Raw genomic sequence first — 15,172 nt, 5'->3', positions numbered from 1 at the left:
GCCGTCAGCGGCCTGACCGCCGCCCGCCGTTCTCCGCGCGGACCACCGCTGACCCGCGCTTAACATGGTGCGGATCACCTCGAACAACCACAGTGGGAGCATTCATGGGCCTCGGCGTGCGCTGGACCCTGCACGGTGACGGGCGCACCCCCGCCCCCGGGGCCGTCGTAGCGCCGGACGAACGGCTCTCCTGGCCGCGGACCGCGGGCCTCGGCGCGCAGCACGTGGTGGCGATGTTCGGCGCGTCATTCGTCAGTCCGGTATTGATGGGCCTGGACCCCAACCTGGCGATCATGATGTCGGGCGTCGCCACCATCATCTTCCTGCTCGCCACGCGCGGCCGGATCCCCAGCTACCTGGGGTGCAGCCTGTCGTTCGTCGGCGTGGCGGCCGTCATCCGCGCCCAGGGCGGCGACAGCGCGGCCGTCACCGGAGCGATCTTCGCGGTGGGCGCGGCGCTGTTCCTGAGCGGGCTGGCGGTACGCCGGTTCGGCGCCCGGATCATCCACGCGGCGATGCCGCCCGTGGTGACCGGCGCGGTGGTGATGCTGATCGGCTTCAACCTCGCCCCGGTGACCGCGAGCACCTACTGGCCGCAGGACCAGTGGACGGCCCTGCTCACCATGCTGTTCACCGGGCTGGCCGTGGTCTGCCTGCGCGGCTTCTGGTCGCGCGTGGCGATCTTCCTGGGCCTGGTCTTCGGGTACGCCCTCTCCTGGGCCCTCGACCGGATCTTCGGAAAGATCCACTCCGTCAACGGCGGCCCCGAGGCCGTGGACCACTGGCGACTCGACCTGTCGGGCGTCGGCAAGGCGGACTGGATCGGCCTGCCCTCCCTGCACGGCCCGTCCTTCGGCTGGTCGGCGGCGCTGGTGGCGCTGCCGGTGGTGATCGCCCTCATCGCGGAGAACGCGGGGCACGTCAAGGCCGTGGGCGAGATGACCGGCGACCCGGTGGACGACCAGCTGGGCACCGCGATCTCGGCCGACGGCGCGGCGACGATGCTGTCCACGGCGGTCGGCGGACCGGCCAACACCACCTACTCCGAGAACATCGGCGTCATGGCCGCGACCCGGGTCTACTCGACCGCCGCGTACTGGGCGGCGGCCTGCTTCGCGCTCCTCTTCGGCGTCTGCCCGAAGTTCGGCGCGGTCGTCGCGGCCGTGCCCGGGGGCGTGCTGGGCGGCATCACCGTCATCCTCTACGGCATGATCGGCCTGCTCGGCGCGCAGATCTGGGTGCACAACAAGGTGGACCTGCGCAATCCCCTGAACCTGGTGCCCATCGCGGCGGGCGTGATCATCGGCGTCGGCGGCGTCAGCCTCAAGATCAGCAAGAACTTCGAGCTCAACGGCATCGCCCTGGGCACTATCGTGGTCCTCACCGGCTACCACGCGCTGCGCTTCCTCGCCCCGCCCCACCTCAAGGCGCAGGAGCCGTTGCTGGACGAGGGGACGAGCGGGTACGACGGGCCGGCGGCCGAGGTCGGGCGGGACGGTCGCGATGGGGGCGACGGGCGGGACGGCCGGCCCGGGGCCTGACGGACCGCCGCCGACCTGCGGCGTCGTCACGGACCGTCACCCATTCCGGTTAACTTGAGGGCCCGACCCCCTACCCTCCGTATTCGCCTGTCACTCTGTGTGCATGGAGATGACGCGAGCACGGACCACACCGCCCAACACACCACCCATGACCGGCATCGAACGGGTCGTCGCCCGGATGCGGGCGCTGGCCGCCGAGTTGCCGCCGGAGGACGGGGTGGCGGTGTTCAACGGGGTGTATCTGGCGGTCACCGAGGAGGTGGCGCGGCGGGTGCCGGACGGCGGGTTCGGCGACCACCTGGCCACGGCCACGCTGGACGTGCTGTTCGCTAGCCGCTATCTGGGTGCCGTCGACGAGGCGGCGGCCGGACGAAGACCGCCGGCCTGCTGGCGCCCGCTGTTCCAGCTCCGCGGCCACCCCGCCGTGCGGCCGGTGCAGTTCGCGCTGGCGGGCATCAACGCCCACATCGGCCACGACCTGCCGCTCGCCCTCGCCGACACCTGCCACGGGCTGGGCGCCGAGCCGAGCGACCTGGAGGCGGATTTCCACCGGATCGGCGAACTGCTGGTCTCCCTGGAGGAGCGGATCCGCGAGGCCCTGATGCCGGGCCCCGACCTGCTGGACGTGGCCGATCCGCTCACCCACCTGCTGGGGTCGTGGACGCTGGAGGCCGCGCGCGGGGCGGCGTGGGCGGCCTTCCGGACGCTGTGGGCGCTGCGTGAACGGCCGGGGGTGGCGGGCGAGTTCGCCGAGCGCGTCGACGCGAGCGTGGGGCTGGTGGGGCGCTGCCTGCTGACCCCGCTGGGGTGCGGGGACGGCCGGGACGACGGGCGGCGCCCCGCGCACCGGACGGCCGGCGGCGGGGCGCTTCCAGGAGGCCGGTCCCTGGTCCGGCCCTCGGGTCAGTCCTCCGGCAGCTCGACGGGCGCGATCTCGTCGTAGACGTCGCCCGGGCCGGGGTTGGTCGGGTCGGTGGCCCCGCCGAACTGGTGCATCACGCCCCAGACGGCGTTCAGCGCGGTCTGCACGGCGCCCTCGGCCCAGCCGGCCGTCCAGGAGATGTCGTCGCCCGCGAGGAAGATGCCGCGCTTGTCCTCGGGGAGGCGGTCCTGCATGAAGTGGGTGAACAGGCGGCGCTGGTAGCGGTAGTGGCCGGGGAGGTTGGCCTTGAACGCGCCCATGAAGTAGGGCTCGTTCTCCCAGGAGATCGTCACCGGGTTGCCGATGATGTGCTTGCGGATGTCGACGCCGGGATAGATCTCGCCGAGCGACTTGAGCATGACCTCCAGGCGCTCGTTGGCGGAGAGCGGCAGCCACTTGAGGCTGTCGTCGCACCAGGTGTAGGAGAGGCAGATCACGGCGGGCTTGTCCGGCCCGTCGTCCAGGAGGTAGGTGCCGCGCGTCATGCGGTCGGTGAGCGTCATCGACATGACGTCCCGGCCCGACGCGTCCTTGTCCAGCCAGAACGGCCGGTCCACCGGCACGAACAGCTTGGAGGACTCCATGTAGTGGGTGCGCTCGACCGCCGTCCAGTGGTCGATCGGGAGGAGCGCGTCGTCGCACTCGATCTTCGACAGCAGCATCCAGGACTGCGCGGTGAAGATCGCCGCCCGGTAGGTGCGGATGTCGCCGTTGGCGTCGGTGACCGTGATCCGGTTGCCGGCCGTGCGGTGCAGCCGGGTCACGGCCGGGCGGGGCGCGCCGTCGTGCAGCGAGGACAGCGAGGTGCCGTGCGGCCAGTGGACGAGCTTCGCCGGCTCGCGCTCCCAGAGCCGGAGCGGGAGCTGCTGGCTGCCGCCGACGATGCCGCGGTGGTGGTCGTCCGCCTCGGTGTAGACGACGCGCAGGATCTCCAGGATGGAGTTGGGGAAGTCGGTGTCCCAGCCGCCGGTGCCGAAGCCGACCTGGCCGAAGATCTCCCGGTGGCGGAAGGACTTGAAGGCTTCCGACTCGCAGAGGAAGCCGTAGAAGGTCTGGTTGTCGAGCTTCTCGACCAGCTTGGCCCAGATCTCGCGGATGCGGGGCACGTCGCGCTCCCGCATGGCGCGGTTCATGTCGGAGAAGTCCGCGCCCTCCTCCAGGCAGGCGTTCCAGGCGGTGGCGACGTCACGGTAGACCTGCGGGAGGTCGTCGACGGTCTCCGCGTAGTGGCTCTCGCCCTTGAGGTCCACGACGGTGGACGGGGTGCAGGGGGCCAGCGGGTTGGGGAACGGCTTGGTCTCCAGGTCCACCAGGTCGATGTAGTGCTGGAAGGCGGTGGAGGACGGAGGGAAGCGCATGGCGCCCATCTCGGCGGTCAGACCCGCGTCCTGGCCCTCGGCGCAGCCGTCGAAGCCGACCGTGCGCAGCCGGCCGCCGATCTGGTCCGCCTCGTACACGACGGGCTTGAGGCCCATCTTCATCAGCTCGTACGCGGCCACGATGCCCGAGAGGCCGCCGCCGATGACCGCGACCTCGGCACCATGCTCGGTGGCCGGTATCTGGCCCAGGCCGGCGGGGTGTGCCAGGTAGTCGTCGTAGGCGAAGGGAAAGTCCGGGCCGAACATGGTGATCGGCGGCTCGTTCTGCTGGACCTGCTCGTCGTGGACGGCGGTGGGCACCGTGGACGTCATCGGCTGAACTCTCCTGCGTGCAAGGGGGTGTGAAGTGAGGCGAAGGGGGTGGGCTCAGGCGAGCCGGGTGTAGAGCTCCGGCCTGCGGTCGGCCAGATAGGTGTTCTCGGCCCGGGACCGGTGCAGCAGCGCGGGATCGGCCTCGGCGACGAGCAGGTCCTCGTCGGCGCCGGCCCGGGCGCGTACGGTCCCGTCCGGGGCGGCCAGGCAGGACAGCCCGGCGAAGGCGAACTCGCCTTCGGTGCCGCACCGGTTGACGTAGGCGATGTAGAGCTGGCTCTCCCAGGCGCGGGCCGGGACGATCGTCTGCGGCACGATCTCGTAGGGCCGCATCAGCGCGGTCGGGGCGAGCAGCAGCTCCGTGCCGGCGAGCGCGTGCGCCCGCACGGGCTCCGGGAACTCGACGTCGTAGCAGATCAGCAGCCCCAGCCGGACGCCGTCGAGCTCGGCCTGTACCACCGCCTCCGTGCCGGGCGTGAAGTACGTCGTCTCGTACGCGCCGAAGAGGTGGGTCTTGCGGTAGTGGGCGAGCGGGGTGCCCTGGGGGCCTATGAGCTGGAGCGCGTTGTAGATCGCGGCGCCGTCGCGCTCCGGGTAGCCGTACCCGATGGCCAGTCCGTGCCGGGCGGCGATCGCGGCCACGGCCTGGGCACCGGGGCCGTCGGCCGGTTCGGCGCGGTCGGGGACCAGGTCATCCAGGGCATAACCGGTGAGGTAGAGCTCGTTGGTGAGCAGCAGCCGGGCACCGGACTCCGCCGCGCGGCGGGCCGCGGCGTCCAGCGCGCCGAGGGTGGCGTCCGTCGAGGACGGAACGCCGCAGGGCCCTTGGAACAGCGCGATACGCAGCGGCTTCATATGTCCTCTTCGAGTGTACGGCGCGGTGGCGTGAAGGCGTTTCGATGAACTTTCGACGGGATTCCGGTCAGGATTCCGTTAAACGCCTTGACGGTACGGCCCGGCGTCAGGGAGCGACAAGCTACGGATGTTGCGTGCTGCCGAGCGATTCGTTGCGCCTTTTCCGGCGTCAGCGGCGATTCGTTGCGCGCCTGTGCGACAGCACCGACTCCCCCGGCCCGCGGGTGATCGTCAGCGGCCTGACGCCGCCGCAGCGTTCCCCATCATCCGCCCCAGCACCCGCGCCAGCACCGAGCGCTCCTCCACGGACAGCCCGGCCGTCAACGGGCCCTCCAGGCCGACGAGGACCCGCCGCATGTCGTCGAGCATCCGTCGGCCCTCCTCGGTGACCTGGAGCACCGCCTTCCGCCCCCGTCCGGCGGGTGTCGTGCGCGCCACGGCGCCGGCCTGCTCCAGCCGGCCCACCGTGGCCTGCATGCTCTGCGCGGTCACCCCGGCACGCCGCGCCAGTTCGCTGTAGGAGAGGCCGGGCTCGCGGGCGAGGTGGCCGAGGGCGCCCATCATGCGCAGCGAGTACCCGTCCCGGGCGGACAGCACGTGGTGGGCAGCGTCCTGGACGAACCGGCCGAGCCCGATGAGCATCAACGGCAGCGGCATCCCCGGCGGACCACCGGCAGACGGATCACCGGCGGGCGGACCACCGGCAGACGGCGCGTCCGGGGCGGCGGCTCCGGGCTCCGTGCGGAACGCTTCCGTCCGCTCGTCCCCGGCCATCCCCATCACCTCTCGCCGCATCTCGCCCGCATCGCATCCGCGTCACGCCCGCCTTACCGCCGGTCTCCCGTAACCGGGGCCACTTCCGGCCACGCCGCCCAGGGATGCTAGCGTCTCACGATGTTTAAGCCAGACTGAAACCCTCGGCCGGCCCGGTTCTGCCCGCCCGACCGCGATGGGAGCGGAAAGCCATGACGAAACTCCTGCTCAGCCTGCATGTGCTGGCAGCGATCCTGCTCATAGGTCCGGCGACCGTGGCCGCCAGCCTCTTCCCCCGCTTCGCGCGGCAGGCCCTGGCCCCGGACGGCGACCGCACCAAGAAGGGCACCGCGGCCCTGCGGATCCTCCACCGCATCACCCGGGTCTACTCGGCGATCTCGGTGACCGTTCCCGCCTTCGGCATGGCGACGGCGCAGCGGATGGGCGTCCTGGGCGACACCTGGCTGGTCATCTCGATGGCGCTGACCGCGGTGGCCGCGGTGCTGCTGGCCATCGCGGTGTTCAGCCAGGACGCGATCATCGACGCGCTCGACCTCCAGGACACCGAGCCGGAGGCGGCCCCGAAGCTCGCCGCCGGCCTGCCCAGACTGTCGATGATCACCGGACTCTTCGCCCTGACCTGGGCGGTCGTCACGGTTCTCATGATCGTCCGGCCGGGTTCGACGACCGGAGCCTGACTCGGGCAAGATCGGTTCCTCACGTCCGCTCACCCGACGAGAGGAACCTCCCATGACCGAATGGCAGTTGACGCGGACCTTCGCCGGCCCCACCGGCGAGGTCCGCTGGGACCGTCTCGGCGCGGCCGGCCGGCCGCCGGTCGTCCTGCTGCACGGCACCCCGTTCTCGTCCTTCGTCTGGCGCGCGGTGGCCCGGTCGCTCGCCCGCGACCACCAGGTGTACGTGTGGGACATGCCCGGCTACGGGCAGTCGGAGAAGGCGGCGGGGCAGGACGTCTCCCTGGCCGCCCAGGGCCGGGTCCTCACCGAGCTCCTGGCCCACTGGGGACTGGCCGAACCCCTGGTCGTGGCGCACGACTTCGGCGGCGCCGTCGCCCTGCGCGCCCATCTGCTGCACGGCGCCCGCTACCGCGCGCTCGCCCTCGTCGACCCGGTGGCGCTGGCCCCGTGGGGCTCGCCGTTCTTCCGGCTCGTCGGCGAACACGCCCCCGTCTTCGAGCAGCTGCCGCCCGCGCTACACGCCGCCCTCGTCCGCGAGTACATCGGCACGACCGGCGGCCCCGGCCTGCACCCCGCGACCCTGGAACGGCTCGTCGAGCCCTGGCTCGGCCCTGCGGGCCAACCCGCGTTCTACCGGCAGATCGCCCAGGCCGACCAGCGCTACACCGACGAGATCCAGGGCCGCTACGGCGAGATCACCCTCCCGGTGACCGTGTGCTGGGGCACCGACGACGCGTGGATCCCGGTGGAGAAGGGCCGCGAGCTTGCCGCCGCGATACCCGGCGCCACCTTCGAACCGATCCCCGGCGCGGGCCACCTGGTCCAGGAGGACGCGCCCGCCCACCTCACCACCATCCTCCACGAGTTCCTGCGCACGACGGCGGCTTCCTGACCCTCGACGCGGCACACCGCAACGGCCGAAAAGCGACCCTGCGACTGCAACGCGTGGTGCTGTCGCTCCAAAAGCGAGCCACTGGGACGGCGCCTCGCCGGCGCCGTCCCTCGTGCGGGGGACCAGGGGGGAGCCACCCACGACCGGCTCGCCGCACTGGCCCCTGACAAGCGCTGCACGACAGTGATCGACGGAGCGCCGGCCTACGAAGCGAGGGCGTTCGATCCGGCCCCGGGAAACGGGCCCGACCCGCGGGACAACGCGCCCGCACGGCACTGGTCCGCCTGGTGCCACGGCGCGGCGGGTGTCGACCTGGCCCGCGCGGAGCCGCTGACATCGATCTCGCCGACCGCGACCACGACCACGACCACCTGTGCCACGGCACCCTGGACAACCTCAAGCTGCCGCTCTGCACCCAGCGGCTGGGCTCGCCCGCCCGGGCGAACAGGCCGGCGTTCGGGCGCCCCGGCGGGCGAGGAGGCGCCCGGGCCGTTCACGGGCCCGGGCGGGATCGGAACACCACCTGCCGCGCTTCGGAGCACCGGACGGCGTACCGTCGGCCCCGCTCCCGGACCCGCCCCCGCCTCCGGGCACGGGGATCAGGACGGCGCCCCGGAACTGAACCGCCGCAGCAGCGGCGAAAGCACCAGCACCGACTTCGTCCGCTCGACGAACGGCTCGCCGGCGATCCGCTCCAGCACCCGTTCGAAGTGCCGCATGTCGGAGGCGAAGATCTGGACGATGGCGTCGGCCTCACCGGTGACGGTGGAGGCGGACGCCACCTCGGGATAACGGGAGAGGCCGCGGTGGATCGCCTCGGGCGAGGTGTTCCGGCGGCAGTAGAGCTCGATGAAGCCCTCGGTCTCCCAACCGAGGGCCCCCGGGTCCACCCGGACGGTGAATCCGGTGATGGCCCCTTCGGCACGCAGCCTGTCCACGCGCCGCTTCACCGCGGGCGCGGACAGGCCGACCTCGGCACCGATGTCGGCGTAGGAGCGCCGGGCATCCTCGGCCAGGGCGTGCACGATACGTTCGTCGAGCTCGTTGAGTCGCACTGCGGGTGAATCACTTTTCTACGGGATCCTGCTCTTCCTCCAGCAGTAGATCACGTCTCCGGCGTCCACCCCGACTCGCGGCGGCCGGGCTAGCCCTTCGCCGGTGCCTCGACGGCGTCGGTGCCGGCGGGACCCTCGGGGCCGTCCGAGCCTCCGTCCGCGTCGTTCAGCTTCGAGTGCCGCATGCCGTAGGCGAAGTAGATGACGAAGCCGACGGCCATCCAGAGGCCGAAGACCTCCCAGGTGATGACGGGCAGCTCGTACATCAGGTAGAGGCAGAATCCGAAGCCGAGCACCGGGAAGATCATGCCGAGCCGCAGCCGCAGTCCGCCGAAGAACGGGATGCGGACCCCGGAGAGCGGGACGGTGAAGGAGCGCTTCATGTCCGGCCGCTTCACGGCGAGGACGATGACGGCCACGTTGACCAGGGCGAACGCGAACAGGGTGCCGATGCTGGTGGCGTCCGCGAGCTCGGCCAGCGGGACGGCCGCGGCGAGGACGCCGCAGAAGGCGCAGGTGATGATCGTGTTGGCGACGGGCACGCCCTTGCGCGGGCTGACCTTGGCGAAGGCCTTGGGGACCAGGCCGTCGCGGGCCATCGCGAAGAGGATGCGGGTCTGGCCGTAAAGGACGGTCAGCACCACGCTGGCGATGGCGATGACGGCACCGGCCGCCAGCAGCACGGCCCAGAAGCTCTGGCCGGTGACGTCCTTCATGATGCCGGCGAGCGCGGCCTCGGAGCCCTCGAACTGCTTCCAGGGCAGGGCGCCGACGGCGATCGCGGCGACCAGGACGTAGAGCGCGGTGACGATCAGCAGCGACAGCATGATCGCCTTGGGCAGGTCCTTCTTCGGGTTCTTGGCCTCCTCGCCGGCGGTGGAGGCGGCGTCGAAGCCGATGTAGGAGAAGAACAGGCTGGCACCGGCGTTGCTGATGCCGGCCAGGCCGAGCGGCATGAACGGCGAGTAGTTGCCGGCCTTGATGCCGGTGAAGGCCACGGCGCAGAACAGCAGCAGGGCGGCGATCTTCACGCCGACCATGATGGCGTTGGCGCGGGCGCTCTCCTTGGCGCCGCCGAGCAGGAACGCCATGCAGAGGAGCACGACGAGCAGGGCGGGCACGTTGAAGATGCCGCCGTCACCGGGCGGGTTGGCCAGCGACTCCGGGATGGTGACGCCGATGGTGCCGTCCAGCAGCTCGTTGAGGTACTGGCCCCAGCCGACGGCCACGGCCGCGACGGAGACGCCGTACTCCAGGATCAGACACCAGCCGCAGATCCAGGCGACGATCTCGCCGAGCGTGGCGTAGGAGTACGAGTACGAGGAGCCGGAGACCGGGATGGTGCCGGCCAGCTCCGCGTAGGACAGCGCGGAGAAGAGCGCGGTGAGGCCCGCGAGGACGAACGAGATCACGACGGCGGGGCCGGCCTCGGGCACGGCGTTGCCGAGGACCACGAAGATGCCGGTGCCGAGGGTGGCGCCGATGCTGATCATGGTCAGCTGCCACATGCCGAGCGTGCGGCGCAGCGTGCCGCCTTCGCCCTGGCCGCCCTCGGCGACCAGTCGCTCGACCGGCTTGCGCCGCATCAGCCGGGAACCGGTCCTGGCGGGCGGCTGCGGGGGGCGCTTGCCGTTGCCGGCGGCGGGGGGCGCTGTGTCTTGGTCCAGCACGGGGGTCGCTCCGTTCATTGCGGCCAGTGGAGCCACCGGTACCGCAAGCGGCCACCCGTCGGTTGCGTCGGCAGGGGGACGACCGAGAAAGGAGGGGGACCGCGAGCCAGCGGTACCCGCCACTCCACGTACTGCGCGGAACCCTACGAGGTAGGGACCCGCGCTCGTAATGCACCATTCTTGCGCATGCCCGTACGATCGTTGCGTCTGCATGCCAAGAATGGACGTTCGTTGCATGTCACCTTACGAATCGGTACATGTAGGCGTCAACCACAGCAGGCGCGAGACCTGCGGAAAACGACGAAAAGGGGCGCGGCCGAATCGGCCGCGCCCCTTTTCCGGGCTCGTAGCGGGACTACTGCCAGCTGGCGTGCAGCGGCTTGCCCTCCGCGTAACCGGCGGCGCTCTGGACGCCGACGACGGCCCGCTCGTGGAACTCCGCGAGGTTGCTCGCGCCCGCGTAGGTGCAGGACGAGCGGACGCCCGCGATGATCGAGTCGATCAGGTCCTCGACGCCCGGACGGGCCGGGTCGAGGAACATCCGCGAGGTGGAGATGCCCTCCTCGAACAGACCCTTGCGGGCGCGGTCGTAGGCGGACTCCTCCGAGGTGCGGTTGCGCACGGCACGGGCCGAGGCCATGCCGAAGCTCTCCTTGTACAGCCGGCCCTCGGCGGACTGCTGGAGGTCGCCCGGGGACTCGTACGTCCCGGCGAACCAGGAGCCGATCATGACGTTGGAGGCGCCGGCGGCCAGCGCCATGGCGACGTCGCGCGGGTGGCGGACGCCACCGTCGGCCCAGACGTGCTTCCCGTACTTCTTCGCCTCGGCGGCGCACTCCAGCACCGCGGAGAACTGCGGGCGGCCCACGCCGGTCATCATGCGGGTGGTGCACATGGCGCCCGGGCCCACACCGACCTTGATGATGTCCGCGCCGGCCTCGATGAGGTCGCGCACGCCCTCGGCGGCGACGATGTTGCCCGCGACGATCGGGACCTGCGGGTCCAGCGACCGGACGGCCTTGATCGCGGCGATCATCGACTCCTGGTGGCCGTGGGCGGTGTCCACCACGATGGTGTCCGCTCCGGCGTCCAGCAGCGCCTTGGCCTTGCCGGCCACGTCGCCGTTGATGCCCACGGCGGCGGCGATGCGCAGCTTGCCGTCGGCGTCGGTGGCGGGGGTGTACAGGGTGGCGCGGAGGGCGCCCTTGCGGGTGAGGATGCCCGCCAGCTTCCCGTCCTTGTCGACCGCGGGGGCCAGCTTGCGGTGGGCCGCGTCCAGCTGGTTGAACGCCTCGCGCGGGTCGATGTCGGCGTCGAGGAGCAGCAGCTCCTTGGACATGACCTCGGACAGCTGGGTGAAGCGGTCGACGCCGGTCAGGTCGTGCTCGGTGACGACGCCGACGGGCCGGTGGTCCGCGTCCACGACGACGCCGGCGCCGTGCGCCCGCTTGGGCAGCAGGGACAGCGCGTCGGCGACGGTCTGGGTGGGGGCGAGGACGATGGGGGTGTCCAGCACGTGGTGCCGGCTCTTGACCCAGGTGATGACGTCGGTGACGACCTCGATCGGGATGTCCTGGGGGATGACCACGAGGCCGCCGCGGCGGGCGACGGTCTCCGCCATGCGGCGGCCCGCGATGGCGGTCATGTTGGCGACCACGAGCGGGATGGTGGTGCCCGTGCCGTCCGGGGCGGACAGGTCCACGCCCTGGCGGGAGCCGACCGCGGAGCGGCTCGGCACCATGAAGACGTCGTCGTACGTCAGGTCGTACGGCGGCTTCAGATCGTTGAGGAAACGCATACTGGCTCTCTCACCTGCAGGAATAGAACTACGAAGCGGGTGGGGAGTCAGCTCGAACCAGCGCCGGATCGGGCTGAGGTTCCTGGACCCATCATCCACGATGTCGTGGGCTGTTGGCCAATGACTGTGAGATTTCGCGGCATTCCTGTGGATTCGGCCAGCCGGTCGCGGCGGCCCCTGTGGCATCGGCCAAGCCCGGCCGGAAGGGCTGCGGACCCGCCCCCGTACGGTGGCGCCATGGCGCATCAGGAGATCATCTACCGCCCCTCGGGGCCGGAGGACGACGCGGCCGTGGCCGCCCTCGACGGCTCGTTCACCACCGACACCGTCTACGAGGTGACCGCCTCGCCGGACGGCTTCACCCTCCGGCCGGTGCGGGTCGACCCGCCCGTCCGCAAGGTGTTCCCGGACGACGAGCCGGACGGCGAGGAAGCGGGGGACGACACCCGCCGGTACGCGGCCTTCGACGGCGGCGTGCTCTGCGGTTTCGTCGTCACCGCCTACGAGCCGTGGAACCGCCGGCTGAGCGTCGAGGACATCGAGGTGGCCCCGGAGTACCGGGGGCGCGGCATCGGCAGCCGGCTCATGGACCAGGTCTTCGCACGCGCCCGGGAGTGCGGCGCGGGGCACGTGTGGCTGGAGGTCACCAACGTCAACGCTCCGGCCATCCGCTCCTACCTCCGCATGGGTTTCACGTTCTGCGGAATGGACACGACGCTGTACTCGGGAACGGAATCGGAGGGCGAGATCGCCCTCTTCATGAGCCGCCCCTGCCCCTGAGCCTCTCGCCCCTGACCCCCTCGGCCCTGCCCCCGGACGCTCAGACGTCCGGGTCGGCGCGCTCCAGCGCCGGGCGGGGCCCGGGAGCGGACTCCGTCAGCAGGTGGTCGGCCGCGGCCGTGTCCGTCACCAGGCTGGTGACCAGGCCCGACCGCAGCACCGCGCCGATGGCCGCCGCCTTGCGCGAGCCGCCCGCGATGGCCACGACCTCCGGGATGCGCCGGAGCCGGTCCGCCTCCACGGTGATGCAGCGCTCGCCCAGATCCCGCCCGATCCGGCGGCCCTCGGCGTCGAAGAGGTGCGCCGACATCTCGGCGGCGGCGCCCAGCGACGCGTAGTGGGTGCGCTCCTCGTCCGACAGCATGTCGTAGACCGTGGAGATGCCCGGCTCCCAGGAGCCGATGGAGACCGCGGCGACGGTCACCTTGTCGAAGTACTCGAAGGCCCGCGCGATCCCCGTCTGCCCGCGCAGGGCGGCGGCGGTGGCCGGGTCGGGGAGCAGCATCGGGGCGTAGATCGGGTGGGCCTCGCCGCCGGACACCTGGGCCGCCCGGCGCACGGCCTCCACCGAGCCGCGCTCGGCGGTGCCCGCGTCGTAGACGCCGGTGAGCTGGACGACGGTGCAGGGCGGCAGCCGGTGCAGGGCCGCCGCCATGTGGATGGTGGAGCGGCCCCAGGCCAGGCCGAGGACGTCGCCCTCGTTGACCAGCTCGCCGAGCAGCCCGGCGGCCACCTCGCCCAGGTTCTCCGGATCGGGCGCGTCCTCGGCCGCGTCGGCCGGGGACTCGACGACGACGGCGTGCCGCAGGCCGTAGCGGGCCCGCAGCGCGTCGGAGCGCTCCGCGTCCAGCTCGGCGGGCACTCGGATCTCGATGCGCACCAGATCGCGTTCGAGCGCCGTCTCCAGCACCCGGGCCACCTTGAAGCGGCTCACGCCGAACTCCTCGGCGATCTGGATCTTGGACTTGCCCTCCAGATAGAAGCGGCGGGCCATGGCCGCCGCCTGCACGAGTTCGGCGGGCCCCATCGGCGTCACTGAACGGCCCGTCGACACCGCGTTCTCCTCACTGCTGCGTTCACCTTGTGGACTCGACCGTCACATCCTGTCAGAAAACGGCGGTCCCGATCTTCGTCCGGCCCGGGCGGCGGCCCGAGGAGGCCCCCGGACCCGGTCGTCTCAGTGCCCGCAGGCCCAAGGCGCGGCCGTGGTGGCCGTCTCCGCGAGCTCACGCAGTGAGCGTACGGCGGCCGCCGGGTCATCGGTACCGTAAACGGCCGAACCTGCGACGAACACGTCGGCGCCCGCCTCGGCACACCGTTCGATGGTCTCGGCCGAGACGCCGCCGTCCACCTGGAGCCAGAGCTCCAGGCCGTGCCGGGAGATCAGCTCCCGGGTGCGGCGGATCTTCGGCAGCATGATGTCCAGGAACTTCTGCCCGCCGAAGCCCGGCTCCACGGTCATGATCAGGAGCATGTCGAGCTCGGGAAGCAGGTCCTCGTACGGCTCGATCGGCGTCGCGGGCTTGAGCGCCATCGACGCGCGCGCCCCCTTGGCCCGGATCTCCCGCGCCAGCCGCACGGGCGCGGCGGCGGCCTCGGCGTGGAAGGTGACCGAGCCCGCGCCCGCCTCGACGTACTGCGGGGCCCAGCGGTCCGGGTCCTCGATCATCAGGTGGCAGTCCAGCGGCGTGGACGTGGCCCTGCTCAGCGACTCGACGATCGGGACCCCGAGCGTGAGGTTGGGGACGAAGTGGTTGTCCATCACGTCGACGTGGAGCCAGTCGGCGCCCTTCACGGCCTGCGCCTCGTCGGCCAGGCGGGCGAAGTCCGCGCTCAGGATGCTGGGGTTGATCTGGACGGTCATGCCCCAAGCCTGCCATGCGGCGGCCGCCGGCCGGACAGCGAGGGTCGCCCTCGCGGAAGGGTCCGACCGGTTCCCCGGGGCGGAACCCGCCGGGCGGTGACGCCCTCGCGGACGGCCGGGGCCTCGCGGGGCCCCGGAACCGGCCCCTCAGCCCGTACGCCGCAGCAGCGCCAGGTACATCGCGTCCGTGCCGTGCAGGTGCGGCCACAGCTGGACGTCCGGGCCGTCGCCGAGCGCGGGGACGCCGCCGAGCAGCGGCCGGGCGTCGATCCACTCGGCCTCGACGCCGTCGCGCTTCAGGACGTCCTGGACGACGGCCTTCGTCTCCGCCGGGTGCGGCGAGCAGGTCGCGTACCCGACGACGCCGCCGGTGCGCACGGACCGCAGCGCCTCGTGCAGCAGGTCGCGCTGGAGCGGCCCGAAGCCGGCCACGTCTTCGGGGCGCCGCCGCCAGCGGGCCTCGGGGCGGCGGCGGAGGGCGCCCAGGCCGGTGCAGGGGACGTCGACGAGGACGCGGTCGAAGGTGCCCTCGCGCCACGGCGGGCGGGTGCCGTCGGCGGTGACGACCTGGTACGGGCCGGGGTTGCCGGCCAGGGCGCGGCCGACCAGCCGGGCGCGGTGCGGCTGGCGCTCGGCGGCCAGCAGGGCGGCGC

Annotated in this window: 13 protein-coding genes and 1 pseudogene; 5 read left to right on the top strand and 9 right to left on the bottom strand. The window is 71.9% G+C overall.

All coding sequences use genetic code 11. The features are described from left to right. Positions 1-104: 104 nt before the first annotated feature. Both JNW98_RS04505 and JNW98_RS04500 read left to right on the top strand, forming a co-directional pair. Entirely contained in the window at positions 105-1,541 is a 1,437-nt protein-coding gene (locus JNW98_RS04505; RefSeq protein ID WP_223766747.1) for a uracil-xanthine permease family protein, read from the top strand. Between the two features lie 148 nt (positions 1,542-1,689). Then, positions 1,690-2,346, top strand: a pseudogene (locus tag JNW98_RS04500) (DUF5995 family protein); the annotation flags it as partial. A gap of 98 nt (positions 2,347-2,444) precedes the next feature. Here JNW98_RS04500 and JNW98_RS04495 read toward each other — a convergent pair. From JNW98_RS04495 to JNW98_RS04485, 3 genes are all read right to left on the bottom strand, one after another. Continuing rightward, positions 2,445-4,154 carry a flavin monoamine oxidase family protein gene (locus JNW98_RS04495; protein WP_223766746.1) on the bottom strand — a complete coding sequence of 570 codons (1,710 nt, stop codon included), beginning with the start codon at positions 4,152-4,154 and terminating at the stop codon, positions 2,445-2,447. A gap of 54 nt (positions 4,155-4,208) precedes the next feature. Then, positions 4,209-5,009: a carbon-nitrogen hydrolase family protein gene (locus JNW98_RS04490; RefSeq protein WP_223766745.1), complete on the bottom strand. Its 801-nt coding sequence runs from the start codon at positions 5,007-5,009 to the stop codon at positions 4,209-4,211. Positions 5,010-5,240: 231 nt separating this feature from the next. After that, positions 5,241-5,666 carry a MarR family winged helix-turn-helix transcriptional regulator gene (locus JNW98_RS04485; protein ID WP_223766744.1) on the bottom strand — a complete coding sequence of 142 codons (426 nt, stop codon included), beginning with the start codon at positions 5,664-5,666 and terminating at the stop codon, positions 5,241-5,243. A gap of 308 nt (positions 5,667-5,974) precedes the next feature. Between JNW98_RS04485 and JNW98_RS04480 the strand changes: the two genes are divergently transcribed. Both JNW98_RS04480 and JNW98_RS04475 read left to right on the top strand, forming a co-directional pair. After that, entirely contained in the window at positions 5,975-6,460 is a 486-nt protein-coding gene (locus JNW98_RS04480) for a DUF2269 family protein (RefSeq protein WP_223766743.1), read from the top strand. Positions 6,461-6,512: 52 nt separating this feature from the next. Beyond that, positions 6,513-7,352: an alpha/beta fold hydrolase gene (locus tag JNW98_RS04475; protein WP_223766742.1), complete on the top strand. Its 840-nt coding sequence runs from the start codon at positions 6,513-6,515 to the stop codon at positions 7,350-7,352. 599 nt (positions 7,353-7,951) lie between these two features. Here JNW98_RS04475 and JNW98_RS04470 read toward each other — a convergent pair. From JNW98_RS04470 to JNW98_RS04460, 3 genes are all read right to left on the bottom strand, one after another. Continuing rightward, positions 7,952-8,407 (bottom strand): Lrp/AsnC family transcriptional regulator, encoded by a 456-nt coding sequence (locus JNW98_RS04470; protein WP_004948618.1) that lies wholly within the window; start codon positions 8,405-8,407, stop codon positions 7,952-7,954. Between the two features lie 89 nt (positions 8,408-8,496). Next, positions 8,497-10,077, bottom strand: a complete 1,581-nt coding sequence (locus tag JNW98_RS04465; RefSeq protein ID WP_372459160.1) for an amino acid permease — start codon at positions 10,075-10,077, stop codon at positions 8,497-8,499. Between the two features lie 355 nt (positions 10,078-10,432). Continuing rightward, positions 10,433-11,875: a GuaB1 family IMP dehydrogenase-related protein gene (locus JNW98_RS04460; protein ID WP_223766741.1), complete on the bottom strand. Its 1,443-nt coding sequence runs from the start codon at positions 11,873-11,875 to the stop codon at positions 10,433-10,435. 237 nt (positions 11,876-12,112) lie between these two features. On the opposite strand from JNW98_RS04460, the gene JNW98_RS04455 reads away from it, so the two are divergent. Beyond that, positions 12,113-12,655, top strand: coding sequence for a GNAT family N-acetyltransferase (locus tag JNW98_RS04455; RefSeq protein ID WP_223766740.1), 543 nt, complete (start codon positions 12,113-12,115; stop codon positions 12,653-12,655). A gap of 40 nt (positions 12,656-12,695) precedes the next feature. Here the strand turns inward: JNW98_RS04455 and JNW98_RS04450 are convergent, their stop codons facing one another. From JNW98_RS04450 to JNW98_RS04440, 3 genes are all read right to left on the bottom strand, one after another. Next, on the bottom strand, positions 12,696-13,682 hold the full coding sequence (locus tag JNW98_RS04450) for a sugar-binding transcriptional regulator (RefSeq protein ID WP_223766739.1): 987 nt from the start codon (positions 13,680-13,682) through the stop codon (positions 12,696-12,698). Positions 13,683-13,832: 150 nt separating this feature from the next. Continuing rightward, positions 13,833-14,519, bottom strand: coding sequence for a ribulose-phosphate 3-epimerase (rpe, locus tag JNW98_RS04445; protein WP_223766738.1), 687 nt, complete (start codon positions 14,517-14,519; stop codon positions 13,833-13,835). A 147-nt stretch (positions 14,520-14,666) separates the two neighbouring features. After that, on the bottom strand, positions 14,667-15,172 hold a 506-nt coding region (locus JNW98_RS04440), incomplete at its 5' end, for an RsmB/NOP family class I SAM-dependent RNA methyltransferase (RefSeq protein WP_504754398.1).

The organism is Streptomyces huiliensis (assembly GCF_020037025.1).
Taxonomy (GTDB): domain Bacteria; phylum Actinomycetota; class Actinomycetes; order Streptomycetales; family Streptomycetaceae; genus Streptomyces; species Streptomyces huiliensis.
Note: the sequence above shows the minus strand (reverse complement) of the source record. Positions and strands in the feature narration are given on the sequence as shown.

Bases quoted from the DNA above. Each gene is read 5' to 3' on its own strand.
- JNW98_RS04475 (WP_223766742.1), top strand. From the start codon at position 6,513: ATGACCGAATGGCAGTTGACGCGGACCTTCGCCGGCCCCACCGGCGAG.
- JNW98_RS04455 (WP_223766740.1), top strand. From the start codon at position 12,113: ATGGCGCATCAGGAGATCATCTACCGCCCCTCGGGGCCGGAGGACGAC.
- JNW98_RS04505 (WP_223766747.1), top strand. From the start codon at position 105: ATGGGCCTCGGCGTGCGCTGGACCCTGCACGGTGACGGGCGCACCCCC.
- JNW98_RS04480 (WP_223766743.1), top strand. From the start codon at position 5,975: ATGACGAAACTCCTGCTCAGCCTGCATGTGCTGGCAGCGATCCTGCTC.
- JNW98_RS04460 (WP_223766741.1), bottom strand. From the start codon at position 11,875: ATGCGTTTCCTCAACGATCTGAAGCCGCCGTACGACCTGACGTACGAC.
- JNW98_RS04490 (WP_223766745.1), bottom strand. From the start codon at position 5,009: ATGAAGCCGCTGCGTATCGCGCTGTTCCAAGGGCCCTGCGGCGTTCCG.
- rpe (WP_223766738.1), bottom strand. From the start codon at position 14,519: ATGACCGTCCAGATCAACCCCAGCATCCTGAGCGCGGACTTCGCCCGC.
- JNW98_RS04495 (WP_223766746.1), bottom strand. From the start codon at position 4,154: ATGACGTCCACGGTGCCCACCGCCGTCCACGACGAGCAGGTCCAGCAG.
- JNW98_RS04450 (WP_223766739.1), bottom strand. From the start codon at position 13,682: ATGGGGCCCGCCGAACTCGTGCAGGCGGCGGCCATGGCCCGCCGCTTC.
- JNW98_RS04485 (WP_223766744.1), bottom strand. From the start codon at position 5,666: ATGCCGCTGCCGTTGATGCTCATCGGGCTCGGCCGGTTCGTCCAGGAC.